Annotated in this window: 13 protein-coding genes; 8 read left to right on the top strand and 5 right to left on the bottom strand. The window is 40.3% G+C overall.

Annotated features, from left to right (window positions below; genetic code table 11):
• Positions 1-118: 118 nt before the first annotated feature.
• The 4 genes from obgE (at position 119) to ACKWB9_RS10010 (ending at position 4,087) form a co-directional block, all read left to right on the top strand.
• Complete coding sequence (gene obgE / locus ACKWB9_RS10025) at positions 119-1,120, top strand: GTPase ObgE (RefSeq protein ID WP_414002878.1); 1,002 nt, start codon at positions 119-121, stop codon at positions 1,118-1,120.
• A gap of 66 nt (positions 1,121-1,186) precedes the next feature.
• Positions 1,187-1,717 carry a DUF4136 domain-containing protein gene (locus ACKWB9_RS10020; RefSeq protein ID WP_414002877.1) on the top strand — a complete coding sequence of 177 codons (531 nt, stop codon included), beginning with the start codon at positions 1,187-1,189 and terminating at the stop codon, positions 1,715-1,717.
• Positions 1,718-2,294: 577 nt separating this feature from the next.
• Complete coding sequence (locus ACKWB9_RS10015; protein ID WP_414002876.1) at positions 2,295-3,359, top strand: sensor histidine kinase; 1,065 nt, start codon at positions 2,295-2,297, stop codon at positions 3,357-3,359.
• Entirely contained in the window at positions 3,356-4,087 is a 732-nt protein-coding gene (locus ACKWB9_RS10010) for a LytR/AlgR family response regulator transcription factor (RefSeq protein WP_414002875.1), read from the top strand. The genes ACKWB9_RS10015 and ACKWB9_RS10010 overlap by 4 nt, the downstream gene beginning before the upstream one ends.
• A 294-nt stretch (positions 4,088-4,381) precedes the next feature.
• On the opposite strand, the gene ACKWB9_RS10005 is transcribed toward ACKWB9_RS10010, so the two are convergent.
• The 5 genes from ACKWB9_RS10005 to ACKWB9_RS09985 all read right to left on the bottom strand — a co-directional run bounded on the left by ACKWB9_RS10005 (position 4,382) and on the right by ACKWB9_RS09985 (position 13,916).
• Positions 4,382-5,401, bottom strand: a complete 1,020-nt coding sequence (locus ACKWB9_RS10005; RefSeq protein WP_414002874.1) for a transglutaminase domain-containing protein — start codon at positions 5,399-5,401, stop codon at positions 4,382-4,384.
• Positions 5,401-6,132: a carboxypeptidase-like regulatory domain-containing protein gene (locus ACKWB9_RS10000; RefSeq protein ID WP_414002873.1), complete on the bottom strand. Its 732-nt coding sequence runs from the start codon at positions 6,130-6,132 to the stop codon at positions 5,401-5,403. Before ACKWB9_RS10000 ends, ACKWB9_RS10005 begins: the two co-directional genes overlap by 1 nt.
• Before the next feature lie 148 nt (positions 6,133-6,280).
• Positions 6,281-12,670 (bottom strand): alpha-2-macroglobulin family protein, encoded by a 6,390-nt coding sequence (locus ACKWB9_RS09995; protein ID WP_414002872.1) that lies wholly within the window; start codon positions 12,668-12,670, stop codon positions 6,281-6,283.
• A gap of 127 nt (positions 12,671-12,797) precedes the next feature.
• A complete protein-coding gene (locus tag ACKWB9_RS09990; RefSeq protein WP_414002871.1) occupies positions 12,798-13,583 on the bottom strand; it encodes an SDR family oxidoreductase in 786 nt (261 codons plus the stop codon).
• 15 nt (positions 13,584-13,598) lie between these two features.
• Positions 13,599-13,916, bottom strand: coding sequence for a cupin domain-containing protein (locus ACKWB9_RS09985; RefSeq protein WP_414002870.1), 318 nt, complete (start codon positions 13,914-13,916; stop codon positions 13,599-13,601).
• Positions 13,917-14,012: 96 nt separating this feature from the next.
• Between ACKWB9_RS09985 and ACKWB9_RS09980 the strand changes: the two genes are divergently transcribed.
• The 4 genes from ACKWB9_RS09980 to ACKWB9_RS09965 all read left to right on the top strand — a co-directional run bounded on the left by ACKWB9_RS09980 (position 14,013) and on the right by ACKWB9_RS09965 (position 18,260).
• A complete protein-coding gene (locus ACKWB9_RS09980; RefSeq protein ID WP_414002869.1) occupies positions 14,013-15,371 on the top strand; it encodes a UDP-N-acetylmuramate--L-alanine ligase in 1,359 nt (452 codons plus the stop codon).
• A gap of 212 nt (positions 15,372-15,583) precedes the next feature.
• Complete coding sequence (radC, locus tag ACKWB9_RS09975; RefSeq protein WP_414002868.1) at positions 15,584-16,282, top strand: RadC family protein; 699 nt, start codon at positions 15,584-15,586, stop codon at positions 16,280-16,282.
• Positions 16,283-17,578 (top strand): polysaccharide deacetylase family protein, encoded by a 1,296-nt coding sequence (locus ACKWB9_RS09970; protein WP_414002867.1) that lies wholly within the window; start codon positions 16,283-16,285, stop codon positions 17,576-17,578. It begins immediately after the preceding gene.
• A complete protein-coding gene (locus ACKWB9_RS09965; RefSeq protein WP_414002866.1) occupies positions 17,571-18,260 on the top strand; it encodes a YjjG family noncanonical pyrimidine nucleotidase in 690 nt (229 codons plus the stop codon). The genes ACKWB9_RS09970 and ACKWB9_RS09965 overlap by 8 nt, the downstream gene beginning before the upstream one ends.
• Positions 18,261-18,296: the final 36 nt, after the last annotated feature.

Below are 18,296 nucleotides of genomic sequence, written 5' to 3'. Positions count from 1 at the left end.
TATAAATAGGAGAACATTTTAATTGCGAAGTTCGGTTATGGCATAATAAAGATGGCGGATGGCCTTTTTTGGATTTTTGATTAATTATCGATAAAGATAACTTCAGTAAAAACAATCTATGACCGAAGGTAATTTTGTGGATTATGTTAAGGTATTTGCCGAATCGGGTAACGGGGGCAAAGGTTCCGTGCATTTACATCGGGAAAAATACATTACCAAAGGAGGTCCGGACGGGGGCGATGGTGGTCGTGGCGGTCACGTTATCGTACGTGGAAACCAAAACCTGTGGACCTTGGTCAATTACAAATTCAAAAAGCATTTTAGGGCGGGCCACGGGGGGCATGGCGCGAAAAGTAGGAGTACCGGTGCGGACGGGGAAGATGTCTTTATGGATGTGCCCCTTGGAACGGTCGTTCGGGATACGGAAACCAATGAGATCCTTTTTGAGATTACGGAACCGGGCGAGGAGAAGATTTTGATAGAAGGCGGTATGGGAGGTCGTGGCAATTGGCATTTTAAATCGGCCACCAACCAAACCCCCAGATATGCCCAACCCGGTATTCCCGGACGGGAAATTCGGGTGACCCTGGAGTTAAAGATATTGGCCGATGTTGGCTTGGTGGGGTTTCCAAATGCCGGAAAATCTACCTTGCTATCCGTAATTACTTCTGCTAGGCCCAAAATTGCGGATTATGAGTTCACCACGTTAAAACCCAATTTAGGAATCGTGGAATATCGTGATTTTCAAAGTTTTGTGATGGCCGATATTCCCGGGATTATCGAAGGTGCTGCGGAAGGGAAAGGTTTGGGACATTATTTTTTAAGGCATATAGAAAGAAACGCTACTTTGTTGTTCTTAATCCCTGCGGACAGTAAGGATATTGGCAAGGAATATAAAATTTTATTGGACGAACTTCGCAGGTATAACCCCGAGCTCTTGCATAAGGAACGCTTCGTCGTTATTTCTAAAAGCGATATGTTGGACGGGGAATTGATGGCCGAGATGCGAACCGAATTAGATAAGGATATACAGGGCGTTGAATATATGTTCATTTCATCCGTAGCACAAATGGGCATTACGGAATTGAAGGATAAACTCTGGACCATGCTTAACGCCTAATCGAATATTTGAATATTAGGTTCAAAACCAGCCATTTTTTCTTTACATTTATATAAAGTGCGGTATATGAAATATTTAGCTTCAATCTTCCTGCTCTTGTTATTTATTTCCTGCGGGTCTGTCCGGGTAAATTATGATTTTGACCATAAGACGGATTTTTCCAGCTATACCACTTATAATTATTTTGATGATATGGCAACCGGTCTGAACGAATTAGAAGAAAAAAGGCTGTTAAAGGCCATGGACATCACCTTACGGTCCAAAGGGTTATTGTTTTCCGAAGAACCGGACATATTGATCGATATAAAAAGTACTATTTATCGGTCACGGCCCAATAATACTGTTGCCGTAGGTCTTGGAGGTGGTGGCCGTAGCGTTGGCGGTGGGGTATCCGTTGGTTTGCCCGTAGGTGCCCCGAACATAAAAAGAGAATTACGATTGGACCTGGTAGATGCAACAAAGGATATGTTGATTTGGCAGGCGGTGAGTGTAAGTGGATATAAAGAAAATAACCCACCGGCTCTTAAGGAACAAAAAATGCAAGAATTGATAATCAAGATTTTTGATAAGTACCCTCCCAAACAACGAAAAAAGTGATTTCCTTTTGTGAACTCATCCTGACTTTTTCCATTCCCTAAAAACGCTTTCAAAATATACAAAAATCTTATTCCCAGGGCTTCTGCAGAATATTACTTTTATGTGATATAATGAATGGACTATCATAATTTACTTGAATTAAGCAAATTCCCCGTTCGGGCAGATCATTCTACCGTTCGTCATAATTTGTTATGACGAAGACCGTTCTCCATGTATTTTTATATCGGGTTATTTTACGGTAAACGAGTTCAATAAAAACCATACATGAAAACGATCAACAAAACAAGATTACCGGTCATGGGCTCTTTAACCGTTATTGGATTACTTTTCCTATTATACATCGGACCGACCTATATAGGAACAGTATTTTGACAGAAATAAAATAGCATTGAAAGGAAAGAAACTTACGAAGCATAAACGGGTTTATTCATCAATCTTACAATCAATTAATTATAATGTCATGATAGCTTTAGTAAAATTACTTTTTTCCTTGATCTTAAGTTTACTTTTGGTGGTAGCTTAAATACCCGGGCTACCCCATTAGTTTACTTATATTTGAAAAAATTAGAAATACGGCATGGCATCTTTCCTAAGGACCTATAGATGGGATATTGCTTTTTGGACAGTACAGTTATCCGGTTGGGGCGCATTGGTGTATTATAGTTATTTAATGGCTCCAAGTAGTGAATACAGGCAAAGTGAATTTTATAAGTATGCTTTGCTCGCCGGATTTTTGATAGGAATTTTTTCAACTTCATTATTGCGTCTTTATTTAAAGCGAAATATTTCTTTGGATAATTTTAATAGAAGGGAACTATTGAAAATAGGACTTTCGGTATTGATCACTTCACTGCTGTATAGTGTTCTTAATTTTTTAACGGATTATCTGAAAGACCATTTGGGGAAGCATCATATTGAAACGCCAGAATTTTATGAGGATTTTGGAATAGGATTGACCATACTCAATGCCTTATTTTTAATTGTGGGGTGGACTATTTTTTATATGTCCGTTAAAATTGTATTCAAGTTAAATACGGATAGGTTTGAACGTTCCCAATTGAATACAACCTTAAAACAGGCACAGTTGAATACTTTAAAAGGGCAGATCAACCCCCATTTTATGTTCAATAGCCTGAACAATATTCGAGGGTTGATGTTAGAAGATGTTGAAAGGTCTAGGGATATGCTGACCAAACTTTCAGAAATGTTACGGTATTCCCTTACCAAGAACAATGTAAATGCTATTGCCCTGGAAGAAGAACTGGAAATGGTGGATAATTATATAGCCCTGTCCAGAATACAGTTTGAAGATAGGTTGTGGTATGTTCAAGAGATCGATCAAGAAGTACTGGGTATTCAAATTCCGCCTATGATTATTCAACTATTAGTGGAAAATGCCACTAAGCATGGTATTTCCAACTTAAAGTCCGGGGGGACCATAAAACTGATCGTAACTAAAAACAATACGGTTTTATCCATAAAAGTCATAAATACCGGTAAGTTGGCCATGATTCATGATTCCACCCAATTGGGACTCAAAAACATAAGGCAACGGCTAAGGCTTCTGTATGGGGGGAAAGCTTCCTTTTCCTTAAAAGAAGTAGATGAGGAGGTGGTGGCACACATAAATATTCCTTTATGAGTACGATTAAAGCGATTATTGTAGAAGATTCGAGATTGGCCCGTAACGAGCTGAAGGAACTTATAAAGGGACATGCCCGGATCGAACTTATCGGAGAGGCCGAAAATGTTGATAATGGATATCGATTAATTCAGGAAAATCATCCGGATTTGTTGTTTTTAGACATTAATATGCCCGAAAAAGACGGTTTCGAATTGTTGGAAATGTTGGATGAGGTGCCCATTACCATTTTCACCACGGCATTTGATGAGTATGCCCTAAAATCCTTTGAATACAATGCCCTGGATTATCTTTTAAAACCCATTAATGAAAAACGATTTGCCCGGGCAATGGAAAAGGTCGAGGGTAAATTGAACGATAAAAACGAGGTCCCTTCCAATGCCAGGGAGCGTTTAACGGACAGTAGTCAGATATTCATCAAGGATGGTGAAAAATGTTGGTTGGTCAAGATAGGCGATATTTCACATTTTGAAATAGTGGGCAATTACACCCGTGTCTTTTTTCAAGATGAAAGCCCGATGCTCTATAGATCATTGAACCAAATAGAGGGAAAATTGCCCGAAGAATGTTTTTTTAGAGCGAATCGCCAACAGATTATCAATACCAATTTCATTCATAATGTCATACCCTGGTTTAATGGGAAATTAAAATTGACGATGAAAAACGGTAATGAAATTGAAGTATCTAGAAGACAGTCCTATCTCTTTAAGGATAAGATGAGTCTGTAGTTCGGTTTTAAGAATCGGAAAATCCAAAGATGTTTTTTGAGCAAAAATTCTGATAGGTTTATTACCTGGTCAAAGGTTAAAACCCTGTTCCCGATAACTACGGGAATCCATTGCAGTTGTTTTAGTTTCCATAAATTTTAAAGGATATCTCTTCATTTCGACAGAGTGAGGAACGAGTGACGAGAAATTTTGATCACAATAGGATCCCTCTTCGTGCCACATTCTGAATGGCGGACCATGCTTAAAGGAATTTCACTCTTTTATTAGAACTATGGATTTCAAATCTATAATGGTTTACTTTCGCTTCCGCTTCACTCGCACTACATAAGTGGCAATTATAGTATCGTTAACCAAAATGTGAAGATCGTACAACCCTGCTTTATCAAAGCTATGTTGAAAAATATATTCTTCCTGATGACGCGTAACTTCAGGTCGCACCGTTTTATCGGAACTGCCATTGTTCAAAAGCAGATGTATATTTTTGGCGGAGGAAGTGTCGGGTACGTTAAATTTAAACGGGATGGGTACATTTCGCACCGTTTCAAATCTCATTTGGATCGGTGCCATGGGGATGATATTAGAACAAAATGCTTCTTTGTAAATTATTGGCCCCTCTAAAAACTGATTAAAAGTAGGGGGTTCTGGCAACAATATCCATTCTTTTTTCAATGGATAATGATTTTTTACGAATAAAGCGGGTTCCCCTAAAAAGTAACCGTCAAAATATTCACTTTTAAATACGGGGCCATCTTTCTCAAAAATAACGCTTCCCGCAGACCATGTGGCATCGCATAAATACCATTTGCCATTGAGTTTTACGGTATTCCAAGAATGGTTCGGAAGACTACCGGTATTTAAACTTAACGTTGCCGTGCGACCGAACCCATCTATAATTTTGCAATTGATATTGGCTAAATTAGCCATCTCACGGATTAAATAAGCATAGCCCGTACAGGCCGTTTTGCGTTGGCTCCGTAATTTTTTAAATACTTTGGGCGTAAAACCATTGTTCCATTGTAAAAATGCTTCCCTGTTTTCAGCTAGTTTTTTACGCTTCTTCTTGGTCTTTAGATAAGCATCGTAATCATTTTCGATATTTGTGCAGACCCATGTATAAATAGCCCTGAATTTTTCAACACCGGTAGATAGGTTAACCGTTAATTTATGGGTAAGTACAGGCAGGTTTTTAAGGCTTTCCCCTTTATAGGATAAAGCAATGCTATCCGCTTTTTTAAAACTGATGTGGCCAAAATCAGATCGCTGCCCAAAGGATAGCGCATGTACGGATAGCAATAGCCATAAAACCCGTTTCATTATTTAAACAGGGCAATGAATTTTTGAAAGATATTGCGTTTTGTCCTATGAACACCGCCAACCACTACTTCTCCCATTAACTCAACGTCAACAGCATCAAAAATGATCGTGATGTCCAAGACTTCGGATTCGCTTTTAGCTACCTTGTACTTTTTGGTTTCATAGCCCAAATAACTAAAGACCAAAACATCATTTGCCTCCAGGGATTTCGGAAATTCAAATTTTCCGTCAAAATCGGTTTGCGTACCTACACGGGTTCCCTTTAGCACAACGTTGACCCCGGCCAAGGGTAAATTTTCCTCATCCAGTACGGTGCCTTTAACGGTATATTTGTCCACTAGCTGTAAATGGGTCGATTCTTCGCTTTTATCGGTGCTTGTTTCGGTTTTTACGGAGGTATTTAAACGAACTTTTTCTTGTGCCAGCGTATTGGAAACTGCACATAAGGACAATAGTGAAAAACTCATTATCCCTATACCTCTCAACAGAAGATTGTTATTTGTTCTCATTTTGTTTGACCGATAGGTTTTTAGTTGTGCCATTCTAAAACGACCACATAGCTCCCCATTGTTATTACTAAAATAATTAATTATTTCCATTTCCGACATGATACTAAAGTCAATTACCTCTTTTTGACATGTTGTGCAGAACCCTCCTTTTTCGGTTTTGCCAAAGTCTTCGTATTTTTCGGAACATGGTTTTTGTACGGATATACTAAATGCCTTTCCCATAATATTTTGGTTTTTGGATTATACCTCCAAACTATACTATGGTCAGGGGATTTGAAACCGATATTTAGTATAACCTTGTTTTTGATGAGTAAAAGTAGTTTTTCAACAAGTTGCCCGGCGTATTAATGGTATGCCGGTATAACGGCCGCTATTGTATTTTTACCCTTGTTCCTTCACTATGGCTACTGAATTCCGGAGCGTACATACTTTGTACGGTAGTGATCCCGTTGCTAAAGTTGCCCGCATTGTTCACTTTTAGGCCATACTCAAAAACATAGACGCCTTTTGGTAAGTGGTCAAAAAAGAAATTGGTACTGGCATCCTTGGTGCTTTCGTAGTAGCCCAGACCGTCCTGCCATTTGTACCGCGAAAGTACATTTATGGGCTCAAAACCGGCCGCACGCATATCTTTCATATGGATAAATTCCATATCCCGATCTGTTTTCAGTGTTATCCGAACACGGATCAGGTCCCCTACTTTTAATTGGGTATCTGGGGTTATTTCCGAAATAATTTCGCCGGTATCCGTGTTTTTCTTAAGGAAGAGTTTCTTTTTGAGCCGAAGAGGTGTTTCGGCAGGGGTAATTTTATCCAGATCCTCAAAATACTGCCAATATAGGGCTCCCCAGGCCATACCATTTCCTTTTTTGGAAAGCTGCACTTCGGCCATTTCAGATTTAATTTCCATAGCGTTCCAAGTGGTTTTAAAATAACCGGTTCCCGCTTCTATTTTTGTATTTTTCCCGTGGTGGTTATCGGGATTTGAGGGTTCGATTTTTTCTCCACCGATATGAACGGTAAGGGTATCGGTTATAGAAAGCCAATCGCTTCCCTGTAATAATAGGGCATAGACGGCCTCGGTAGTCGCTTTTGTTGTTTTCCATCGGTTGGTCTGCTTGTTTTTTAACAACCAAATTTTGAGATTATCTATGATGGCGGTATCTCCGTCAATTTCGGAAAAAGCCTCGATCAATAACGCTTGTGTCTCAATAGGTGCCTTATACCATCCCCAGGAAGCTATGTTCTCTTTCCAATACATACCCAATTCTTCGGAGATGATACTGTTTTCTTTAAGTGAACGAATTATCTTTTTTACTGTTTTTTCGTCTTTTGTTCTGTGCAATACAAGTGCTAACATTCCCTTGCAATACAAATTTCTTTTGGCCCAATAGCGTCTTGCCTGCCCCAAGTAATAGCCTTTTATTTCGTCCACCTTTTTAGGGGTTTTGATGTGCGTAAAAAAACTGCGCATATACAGGTAGTGGATTTGGGTAACGCTCAGACGGTCTTTTGAAAGATTGTCCGTGCGTTTTTTCATTCGTTCGTATTCCGACACAAATTCCCCGTCCAAATAACGTATCGCTTTTTTGATCATTTGTTCGTTAAACTGCCCAGTATCCTTTTTTTGAATATCAAAGGTCGTGGAGGTCAGTTGTGCCAAATGCCCTAGGCCCGTCATAATATGTTGGGTGATATACCTGTTTCCCGTACCGCCCTGGAACCAGGGCCATGCTCCCGAGGATAATTGGCCGTTTTCCAATTTTCTTAGTGCAATACCCTGCTCGTTCCTCATTTTGTTCAAATCGAACAATAGTGCGATTCGTTTTTTCCGCTCGGTTTCCGATCTTGCATCACGTAACCATGGGGTTTCTTGTATGATCAACGATTTCAATTCCTGATTTTTTTCCAAATTGCTCAACAAAGCATCGGAATTTCGCCATTGATCAAAAACCTTCTTGATCCCCGAGTTGGTGCTGGCAATAAAGGAAGCCAGGTTATTGGCATAATACCTGGCAAAAATCTGTTCATTGCATTCATAAGGGTATTCCATTAAATAGGGGAGTGCCTGTACCGCGTACCAGACCGGGTTGGACGTTATTTCCAAAGTGAGCTTATGGTTCTTCAACGTTGTGGAAGTATTGTCCTTTAGCTGATCTAGTGTAAAGGTCTTTGTCCGATCACTGTTTACCCACATGGGCAAGGTTTCCGTTACCAGCATTCGATTGGTCAGTACGGGCAATACATTTTGTTCCCCGTCGCTAAAGTTTCCCGCTTTGGCCATTATTTTGTATTCCACTGCCTGTAGGCCTTCCGGGATGTTTATCTTCCAGGAAAGCTGTGTATTCCCTTTTGCATCAACAGTAAAGGCCTGTGTTTTTGGGATGTTGCCGAGTATCGTATCCATGGTTTGTCCCGTAAGTGCATCCGTTAATTCCAACAGGCCAAAACCCTCCAAACCTTTATTGGACAAGTTGGAAATTTTACCGCTGATAGTGATGGTATCCCCTTCTCTTAAAAAACGAGGGGGATTTGGCAATACCATCAATTCTTTTTGTGTGACCGCGGAAAGTGTTCGGGCACCTTGGTCTAAATCTTTGGTGTGCGCCAATAACTGAAGGTTCCAACGGGTCAGGGCCTCCGGGGTCGTAAAATTGAAGCTTACGTTCCCCTCTTTATCCGTGGTCAAATGCGGAAAGAAAAAAGCCGTTTCCTGCAAGTCTTTACGAATCTGGGCATTGTCAAAATCCATTTTTGCTTTGTTCTCTACTGGTACGGGAGCACTATGTACTCCGGCTATTTTCCCTTGCGGTACCCGGTCCGCTTCCATCTCAAGTGATTCTTCTGCCATTATGGGTATTGCTCCCACTATTTCTTCTCGTTTTGAAGTTCCGTAGCCTACAATGACAACTTCGTCCAAGGTGCTGGAATCTTCCCGTAAATGAATGTTCAATACATTGTGTTTTCCAATTATTTGGGAAATGGAAACGAATCCAATATAGGAAAAGGTCAATTTGTCCCCTGCTTTGGCCTTGATCAAAAAGTTACCATCAAAATCGGTCTGCACGCCTATAGTAGCTCCTGTTATGAGTATGGTGGCACCAACTAAGGGTTGCCCATTGGCATCATATACGGTTCCTTTTACAAAACCTTCCTTTACCGTAGTGTCCCAATACGAAGTGTTTCGTAGTTTGGACCGTTGTTTTCTTAAATACCTTTGTTGGGCATAACGGGAGTTGTTAAAACTTAGGCCAAACCATTCAAATTGATCATAATTGATATTGGGAACGGTTAGGTATGATCCATTTGGATTGTAATTCCTAAAGTTTATTGTTCCAAAACTTAAATTGGCATTTGCTTTGGAAATAGGATAATAATATGGCTTTTGAATGGGATTGAAATACCAATTATGCGCTTTGAACTGATCTAGGGAAGCATCGTACATATTGGCCAAAAGTTCCGCTGAAACTTTTCCGCCCTTTGGCCCTTTTATCTTAAAACTCCAGGTCTCATCTGTTCCAGGGCGTACTTTATCCCTAAAAGTAACCGTTTCAATTTCCAGGTCGGTATCCGGATAGGGTACCGGAATGGTAACGCTGCCGGAGTGGTAAGAATTATAGGCCGAAAAACTATAGTTGACTACAAAACCCCCTTCATCCGTATCCAAAACAGGGATTTTAATGGATTTATACCCTTTTTTAAGATAGAGCAAATCTGTTTTAACGATTCTTCGGTCTTTTTCTATCCAATAGGTCAAAGTCAAATTTTCCGACCCGGTATAAAAGGATATTTCCGCTGTATCGCCTATGGTGTATGTTGGTCTGTCGGTTTTTACTTCAAACAATCGATGATCTACCAATTCCTTTTCCTTATCGCTAAATAAAATGGTTTGTGCTTTTGCGGTTACTTTTCGCCCAAACCGGTCTTTGCTTTCCAACTCCAGGATATACTGGCCCGAAATCCATTTTTTGATATTTTTCAAGGGGATTTCATTGCTTTTTTTAGTATCAAAATCCGTTTTTAAGACCAGTTCCCCTTTTGCCCAAGTGGTAGGATCATGTTCCGTGGCAAAGGCATCATGGGGAAAGAGTTCCTCAAATGCCGTTTTGGTCCAATTTTGATAATCGGGTGCGGGCCATGGCCTTGGGCGCAATACGGCATTTGGCCCCTTTAACTTGTATATTTTGACGGTTCCCTTTGCTGGAACGGGTTGTCCGTTCAGGTTATGGGTGTTCACCATAATTTTATGGCCCCTACTGTTTTTTTCCAATCGGGAATCAATTTCAATGGTTGCCGTTACCGCATGATAACCCACCGTTACTATTGTAGATGCGCTTTGTGTCTCTCCGTTAATGTCCGTAACGTCTGCCGTAACGGTGTAATTGAATAGGGGCAAATCCTCTTTTTTTGAGGTGAGATCTGGTAGGGCTTTAAAGGTAATTTCAAAATTTCCATCAGCATCGGTAATTGTTTCGCCATGTCCAATTTCCTGGGGTTCCGCATAAAAACGAGGACGGCCCCAATAATGCCATTGCGGATAGTTCACATTACGTTGAATCCTATACGTTACTTTGGCGCCCGAAACAACACTACCGGCAAAGGCTTTGGCGCGGCCTTTTAGGGTTACGCTGTCATTGACTTTAAAAGTATCTGTTATGGGATTAAAAGCGGTTTCAAATTTGGGGCGTTTGTATTCCTCTACGGAAAAATAGAACGTGTCATCTATTATCCCCGAAAGGCCATGGATCTCTAAATAATATTCTCCGGTCAGTCCGGAAGGGGGTAAAATAAATTCCCCCGAAAAAGAACCGTAATCATTGGTTTTAAAATCGATTTCAGTAACCATTTGGCCGTTTGCATCGTACAGTCCAACGGTAATGGTTTCGTCCGCCGCCAGTTGTGAACTGTTCCCATCTTTTTCAATGATTATTCCCTTAAAATATAGTGGTTGCCCTGGCCTGTAGATACTCCGGTCCTTGAACAAAAAGGTCTGGTACCGTATACTTTCTTTTTGTGGTTTTTGCTTTCTATTGATGTAAGTGCCTCCAAAATGAGCTACATCACCGCCATGTTCCACTTTTACATATTGGACGGAAAAACCGGATTTTGTATAGAGAACCGTAACCAGGCCTTTGTAATCCGTGATTAGATTTTTACTCAATAACGGTCCGTTATGTGTTCGTTTGTAATATAGGGTGACTTTGGCCCCTTTTTTAGGGCCGCCATTATTGCGATCTATGACCTGAAAGATTTTTTCTTGTGAACCATGGTATTCGTGTATGGCCAGATCGGTGATCTGTATCTTGCTGAACGCAAAAACCATATCTTCTTTTTCCGTAGTTTGTTTATGTGGCGTGGCAAAAATGAGAAATTGGCCATTGGGCAATGCCGGCATTTTTATTTCCAGACCATGGGATTGGTAATCCTGTTCGTTTTGTAATTGTGCGGTCCAACTTTTTGCCTTTTTTAGTTTTTTAATAAACTCCAATTGTTTTGAAGATGGATAAAGATCGTTGAGTGTTTCCCATTCTTTTTTTGAGATTTTATAGGCCGTTAAGTTTAATTCATCGTAGTTCTTGTAATTGACCAATAAACGGGAAATTTTGTTTGCGGGAATATAACGCTCCGTGGTAAGTTTCAGGTTTTTGGAACGTATTCTCGATTTTAACGCGATACACTTTTCCGTACCACGGCTTTTGGGAAAAAGAGCTTCCATTTGGTTACATAGGGCAATGGCTTCCTTTAACCGCCATCTATAGGTTTCATTGGTTTTTGGTATGTATGTATTGCCCTGTTTATAGAAGAGTTGGGCGATTTCAGCATTGTACAGTGCAGAAACTTCATGATTTTTTAAATTTTTGGCAGAGGTTTGTAAGGCTTCCAAATAGTACGGATCCCTATCATCAAATACGGAGTGATCATAGATGTAGGACAATCGTTCTATATCCACATCGACCAAGGCATCCAGTTTGGGATGTCCAAAATGAAAAGCGATTAAATCCTGATAGAGTTTTAAAGCCTTTAACTGTAAGGAGCTATCATCCGTTTCTGGAATGTTCAATTGCGTAAAAGAATAGGCTTCGCACAATAATTCAGGATCATCTATTTGAAATTTATCGGTGGGTCGGGCGATATTGTTTTCACCCGTCTTATAAAATTCAAGTGCGGTGTGCGCTAATAGATCGAACAATGTAGATCTATAATTTTCCGAACCTTCTTGTTGATCGATAATGTCCTGAAATTTGGATAGCTCTGTTTTTTGAAGCAGTTCGGGATTTTCCAGTGATTTTTCAAAATGGATGGAAATCTCCTTGAAGAGCATGGTCAGGTCCCAGGTCCTGAAATCAATGGAGTCTATCTTTTGTGAAGTTGCCGTTCTGTTATAGAATTGATAACGGTTTCGTTGAAAATACTGCCAGTACAGTTTGCCCAAATAACTTTCCATTATGTTACTGACAGGGGACTGGGCCTTTTTAATTTCTTGTTTTAGGTCGTTTATGACCTTTAACTGGGCATCTTCCTCCAGGATCAGGGCATATTTTGAGGTGAACAGCAATGATTTAATAATTTGGCCACCGTTGCCTTCCTTTTTGGCTTTTGTATTTATGGTGTTCACAACCTCCAAAGCGGATTTGGTCAACACTTCGGTTTCCAAGCTAAAAACCTGCTCCCAAAGGGTATCGTATGATTTGGACGGTTCTTGGGCTGGTACTATCTGTGAAAATAGTACTATGGTGAATGTAGCTATCAATAATTTCATTACGTTAAATTTACGCAACAAAGATTTGCAAAAGCCGTACCAATGCCAAATACCGATTAGGGAAATAATATTTTCGTGAAGGGAAGAATGCCAATGACTTCGTATTGATCAAAGAAATGACCTGCGATTACAGGCTTTTTAACAGACCTCCATCAATAGGAATATTGGTTCCGGTGATATAGGCCGCTTTTTCCGAGGCCAAAAAAGTGACCAGATAGCCATATTCCTTTGGGTCACCAATACGTCTTACGGGCACCCGTGACTCCATTTCCCTTAGGACTTCGGTCTTTTCGATACCCAATTGTTCGGCTTTTTTGGCATTGAGTTGGCCTATACGATCCGTATCAAAATAACCGGTCAATATATTATTGACGGTAATCCCGTTCCTGCCCACATCCGTGGCGAGTGATTTTGCCCAAGTGGTGACCGCTGCCCTGATCGTGTTGGAAAGTGCCAGATAGGGTAAAGGTTCTTTTACGGAAACGGAAGCGGCATTAATGATTCGGCCCCAATTGTTCTGTGTCATTTTTTTCAAGGCCAATTCCGTGGTAAAGACCACGGTCTTAAAAAGCAGGTCAAAAGCGTTTTGGTAATCGGTTATTTTCTTTTCCAATGCATTGCCCGCCAGAGGCCCCTGTGTATTATTAATCAGAATATCAACGGTATTACGTTCAAAATAATCCGAAATTATGACCTGATATTGATTGAAATCCGTAAAATCAACGACGATATACTGATGTGTCTGTCCTTTGTCCGTGGGTAATTTAGAAACAATTTTTTTTAGTTTGTTCCCATTTCTGGACATCACCGTAACGCTTGCCCCGCTTTCTGCCAATTGTTGGGCAATGGCTTTGCCGATACCGGCACTACTGCCTCCTACCAGAGCTTTCTTCCCGATCAGGTCTATCTTCATTTTTTAGATTGTCCGTTATTGGTATTCTTCCCTGGCGGGACTAAAGACATCCATAAGTTTGCAAGGGGTCAAAGCCTTTCCGCTATGCTTTATATAGGAACCTATGATAACAATATCACCCGCATGATACGTTTTGGTCTCACCGTCCAACGTAAATTCAAAAGTACCTTCCACTACATGCATTATCTGTTCATGTTTATGGGAATGTTCAGGCACTGTGGCACGCGCTTTAACGTCCCAAAAAACCCAGGTCATATTTTCCGAATGAACAAGTTTGCCATGGTATCCGGGCATGACTTCCTTTGAGGGGATATCCGATAATCTTAGGTGCATCGCTTATTTTTTTCTAAGATAAAAATAAACTTGAGAATCCTAAAGCGGTTTGTGTTGCTATTCGCTATCCCTATCTTTGGAGCTTAAATTTTTTATATGCAGATTCATTTTATTGCTATTGGAGGTAGCGCCATGCACAATCTTGCCTTGGCCCTTGAACACAAGGGATATACCATTACGGGTAGTGACGATGTTGTTTTTGAGCCTTCAAGGTCCCGTTTAGCCGAAAAGGAGCTGTTACCTGAAAGTTTTGGGTGGTTTCCGGAAAAAATCCATGCAGGGCTGGATGCCATAGTCCTGGGTATGCACGCCAAAGCCGATAATCCGGAATTGTTAAAGGCCCAGGAATTAGGATTGACCATTTATTCCTATCCCGAGTTTTTATACGAACAATCCAAAGATAAAACACGGGTAGTAATCGGGGGAAGCCATGGAAAAACGACCATTACCTCTATGATCTTACATGTATTGGACTATCATAATAAAGATGTGGATTATATGGTAGGGGCCCAGCTGGAGGGTTTTGATCGCATGGTACACTTAACGGAGGAGAATGATTTTATAGTGTTGGAGGGCGATGAATATCTTTCCAGTCCTATAGACCGCAGGCCTAAATTTCATTTGTATAAACCCAATATAGCCTTGTTGAGCGGTATCGCATGGGATCATATAAACGTGTTTCCCACTTTTGATGATTATACGGCACAGTTCGGGATTTTTGTGGACCGTATTGTAAATGGAGGAAGCATTACGTACAATGCAGATGATGAAACGGTGAAAGAAATTGTTGAAGCATCGGAGAATACCATACGAAAGTTTCCCTATAATACCCCGGAATATACTGTTGAAAACGGGCAGACCTTATTGGAAACCCCGGAAGGCCCCATGCCCATAGCGATATTTGGAAAGCATAATCTGAGTAATCTTGCGGGCGCCAAATGGATTTGCCAGAACATGGGCGTGGACGAAGCTGATTTTTATGAGGCCATTGCGACTTTTAAAGGTGCTTCCAAACGTATGGAAAAATTGGCCGAAAATGCTACAAGCGTCCTTTATAAGGATTTTGCCCATTCCCCCAGTAAAGTTGCGGCGACCACTAAAGCTGTAAAAGAACAATACCCCGATCGCAAGTTATTGGCCTGTTTAGAGCTGCACACCTACAGTAGTTTTGATCCGCAATTTTTAAGAGAATACAAAGGAGCATTGGATGCCGCCGATGTAGCGGTTGTTTTTTATTTACCGGAATCCGTAGCGATCAAAAAGCTGGCCGCGGTTACACCCGCACAAATTTCAGAAGCCTTTCAAAAGGATGACCTGAAGATTTTTACGGATGCAGCATCGTTCCACGCTTTTGTTATGGAGGGAGATTATAAGGATACTTCCATTTTGCTAATGAGTTCCGGAAATTATGGCGGGTTGGATCTGGATCAGGTTAAGGCTAGGCTATACGATTGATATATTGTAGTTTATTATTTGTCCGTATTGCCCTTTTGTCCTTGATTATGGGAATTTTGATGAATTTTTCTACAATGATTTATGGTATAGCGTAATTTTTTTAATCCGTTTTACAAACCTATTTTTCGTTTGGATAAAAAGAGTTTCATGATGTAGAACTTATAATCGGGAAGAAATTTACGATAGAATAATTAGTTCATTATCTTTAGGCAATGCAAGAAAATCCCATACCATTTTCTATAAAACACTGGTCGGACGATGATAGGCCCCGGGAGAAATTAGTTCAGAAAGGGCGGTCCGTACTGTCCGATGCGGAGTTGATCGCCATATTGATCGGTTCTGGAAGCAAATCTGAAAGTGCGGTGGAACTTTCCAAAAAGATTTTGGCCTCGGTAGACAATAATTTAAATGAGTTGGGAAGATTGTCCATAAACCAATTGATGCAGTTTAAAGGTATTGGAGAGGCCAAAGCAGTAAGCATTGCCGCTGCACTGGAAATCGGAAGGCGGAGAAGGGGAGAGGGCGAAACCAAAATCAAAAAAATAGGAAGCAGTAGAGATGCATATGAACTTTTGTTCCCGCTCATGGGAGATTTGGAACATGAAGAGTTTTGGATCTTATTTCTCAATAATGCCAATAAAATAATGCATAAATCCCAGTTGAGCAAAGGTGGGATAACCGGTACCTTGGTAGATATTCGCCTAATTATGAAACAGACCCTGGAACTTGGTGCGGTGGGTTTGATACTGGCCCATAACCATCCTTCCGGTACGTTGGTGCCGAGCAATGCCGATAAGGAAATCACACAAAAAATTAAAAAAGCGGGAGAAGCCTTGGATATCAAAGTCTTGGACCATCTTATTATTACCCAGCATGATTATTTTAGTTTTGCGGACGGCCAAATTCTTTAAATGTTACTAATCTATACCCATAAGATCACGCCTCGCTTCAGTTATATCATGAAGCATATTTTCACTAGGATTTTAGGTATGGAAATTGGCTTTACGACAAAAGTAGAGGAATTTATAAAGCACTCGGATGCTAAAATAACCTTTACAAAGCAGCCGTTGCAAAATGAATTTTTTGTGCGTAGCCACGATCTTTTGTTCGAACAGGGCATTAATGATATGCAGATCAATGTTGCGGATTGGGATGGGGTACCCTGCTTTTTTTCATGTGGGGAACGTAGTGCTATTCCTTTTGATGTTTTTTCCGCAAGTTTTTTTCTTTTAAGTAGATATGAAGAGTATTTGCCCCATGTAAAGGATATACATGGCAAATTCTCCCCAAAAGACAGTTTGGCCTATCAAAACCAATTTCTTCAACGCCCAGTGGTGGATATTTGGGCCTATAAACTATTATCGGTATTAAAGGAACGGTTCCCGGACCTGGAACACAAAAGAAGGGTTTATGATTACCGGTCCATAGTAGATGTGACCACTTCCCATTGTTATGCCCATAGGGGCGTGGTAAGGGGAATATCCGGGCTTTTATGGGATTTAGGAACTTTTAGACTGAGGAGGGTGTCCGAAAGAATAGGGGTTTGGCTGAAAATTAAAAAAGACCCCTATGATAATTTTGCCACATTGATAGCCTTTCACAAGCAGTTTAAAATAAAGAGCACTTTTTTTTTCCAATTTGCAGATTATTCGCGCTATGATAAAAATCTATCCATAAACAACAATAGGTTTAGGTCCCTGATCAAATATGTGGCCGATTACAGTACGGTGGCCCTGGCTGCCTCTTACAGTTCTTTTGATAATATAGAGATGCTGAAAAGGGAAAAGAATAATTTGGAGAATGTAATAAACAGGCCCGTACATAATTGCAGAATGCGCTATAATAGAGTGGATGTACCCGATACGTACCGTAATCTTTTGACCACTGAATTTTCAGATGACTTCACGATGGGCTACACCCATGAAGTTGGTTTTAGAGCGGGTACCTGTACATCGTTTTATTTATATGATATTCCTTTAGAGGTCCAACAACCTATTAAGATCCATCCATTTACCTTACACGATTATGCGCTTGTGAACATGAAGAACAGGGATCAGGTAAAAATGCAGTTTGATGCCATATACCATGATATCAAAAAAGTGCAAGGCTCGTTCATAACCGTATTTTCCAATGAATTATTAGGTGGCGATACAACGTTGGACTGGTTGGATATATACAAAACAATGCTAAGGGATTATCATGTATAAAAATTTGGTCAGTGATGTTTTTTTCGATTTGGATCATACCCTTTGGGATTTTGAAAGAAATTCTGCATTGACGTTTGAAAAAATATTAAGCCAACATTCTATTAAAGTTGGGTTATCCGAATTTTTAGACGTGTATGTGCCGATAAATTTTAAGTTCTGGAAACTGTACCGTGAGGAAAAAATCACAAAATCGGAGTTGAGATATCAACGGTTAAGAAGTGTATTTGATACTTTGGGCCATGAGATTTCCGACGATACTATACATCGTTTGTCCGAAGAATATATTGCACACCTGTCCTCTTTCGGTCACCTGTTTCCGGATACCATCGAGATTTTAAATTATTTGAGACCAAAATATAAACTCCATATTATTACCAACGGGTTTCGGGAAGTTCAGAAAAAGAAACTTGTAAACGCCAAGATCCATTCTTTTTTTGACCATGTTGTGGATTCCGAAATGGCGGGCGTAAAAAAACCAGATCCCTTTATTTTTGAACTGGCCATGAAAAAAGCCCGGGTATCCCCTGAAAATTCCATTATGATAGGAGATAACCTGGAAGCCGATATTTTTGGTGCCCAGGCTTTAGGGATGAAAACGTTACACTTTATGGTGAATGACGAACCACCTCATAACCATTGCCCGATCATTGGTCACCTACAGGAAATAAAAACCTATTTATAGAGTTATTACTAATACTATAACGGATTTGCCATAAAT

Origin of the sequence: Maribacter spongiae (assembly GCF_047345125.1) — a bacterium.
Lineage (GTDB): Bacteria > Bacteroidota > Bacteroidia > Flavobacteriales > Flavobacteriaceae > Maribacter.
Note: the sequence above shows the minus strand (reverse complement) of the source record. Positions and strands in the feature narration are given on the sequence as shown.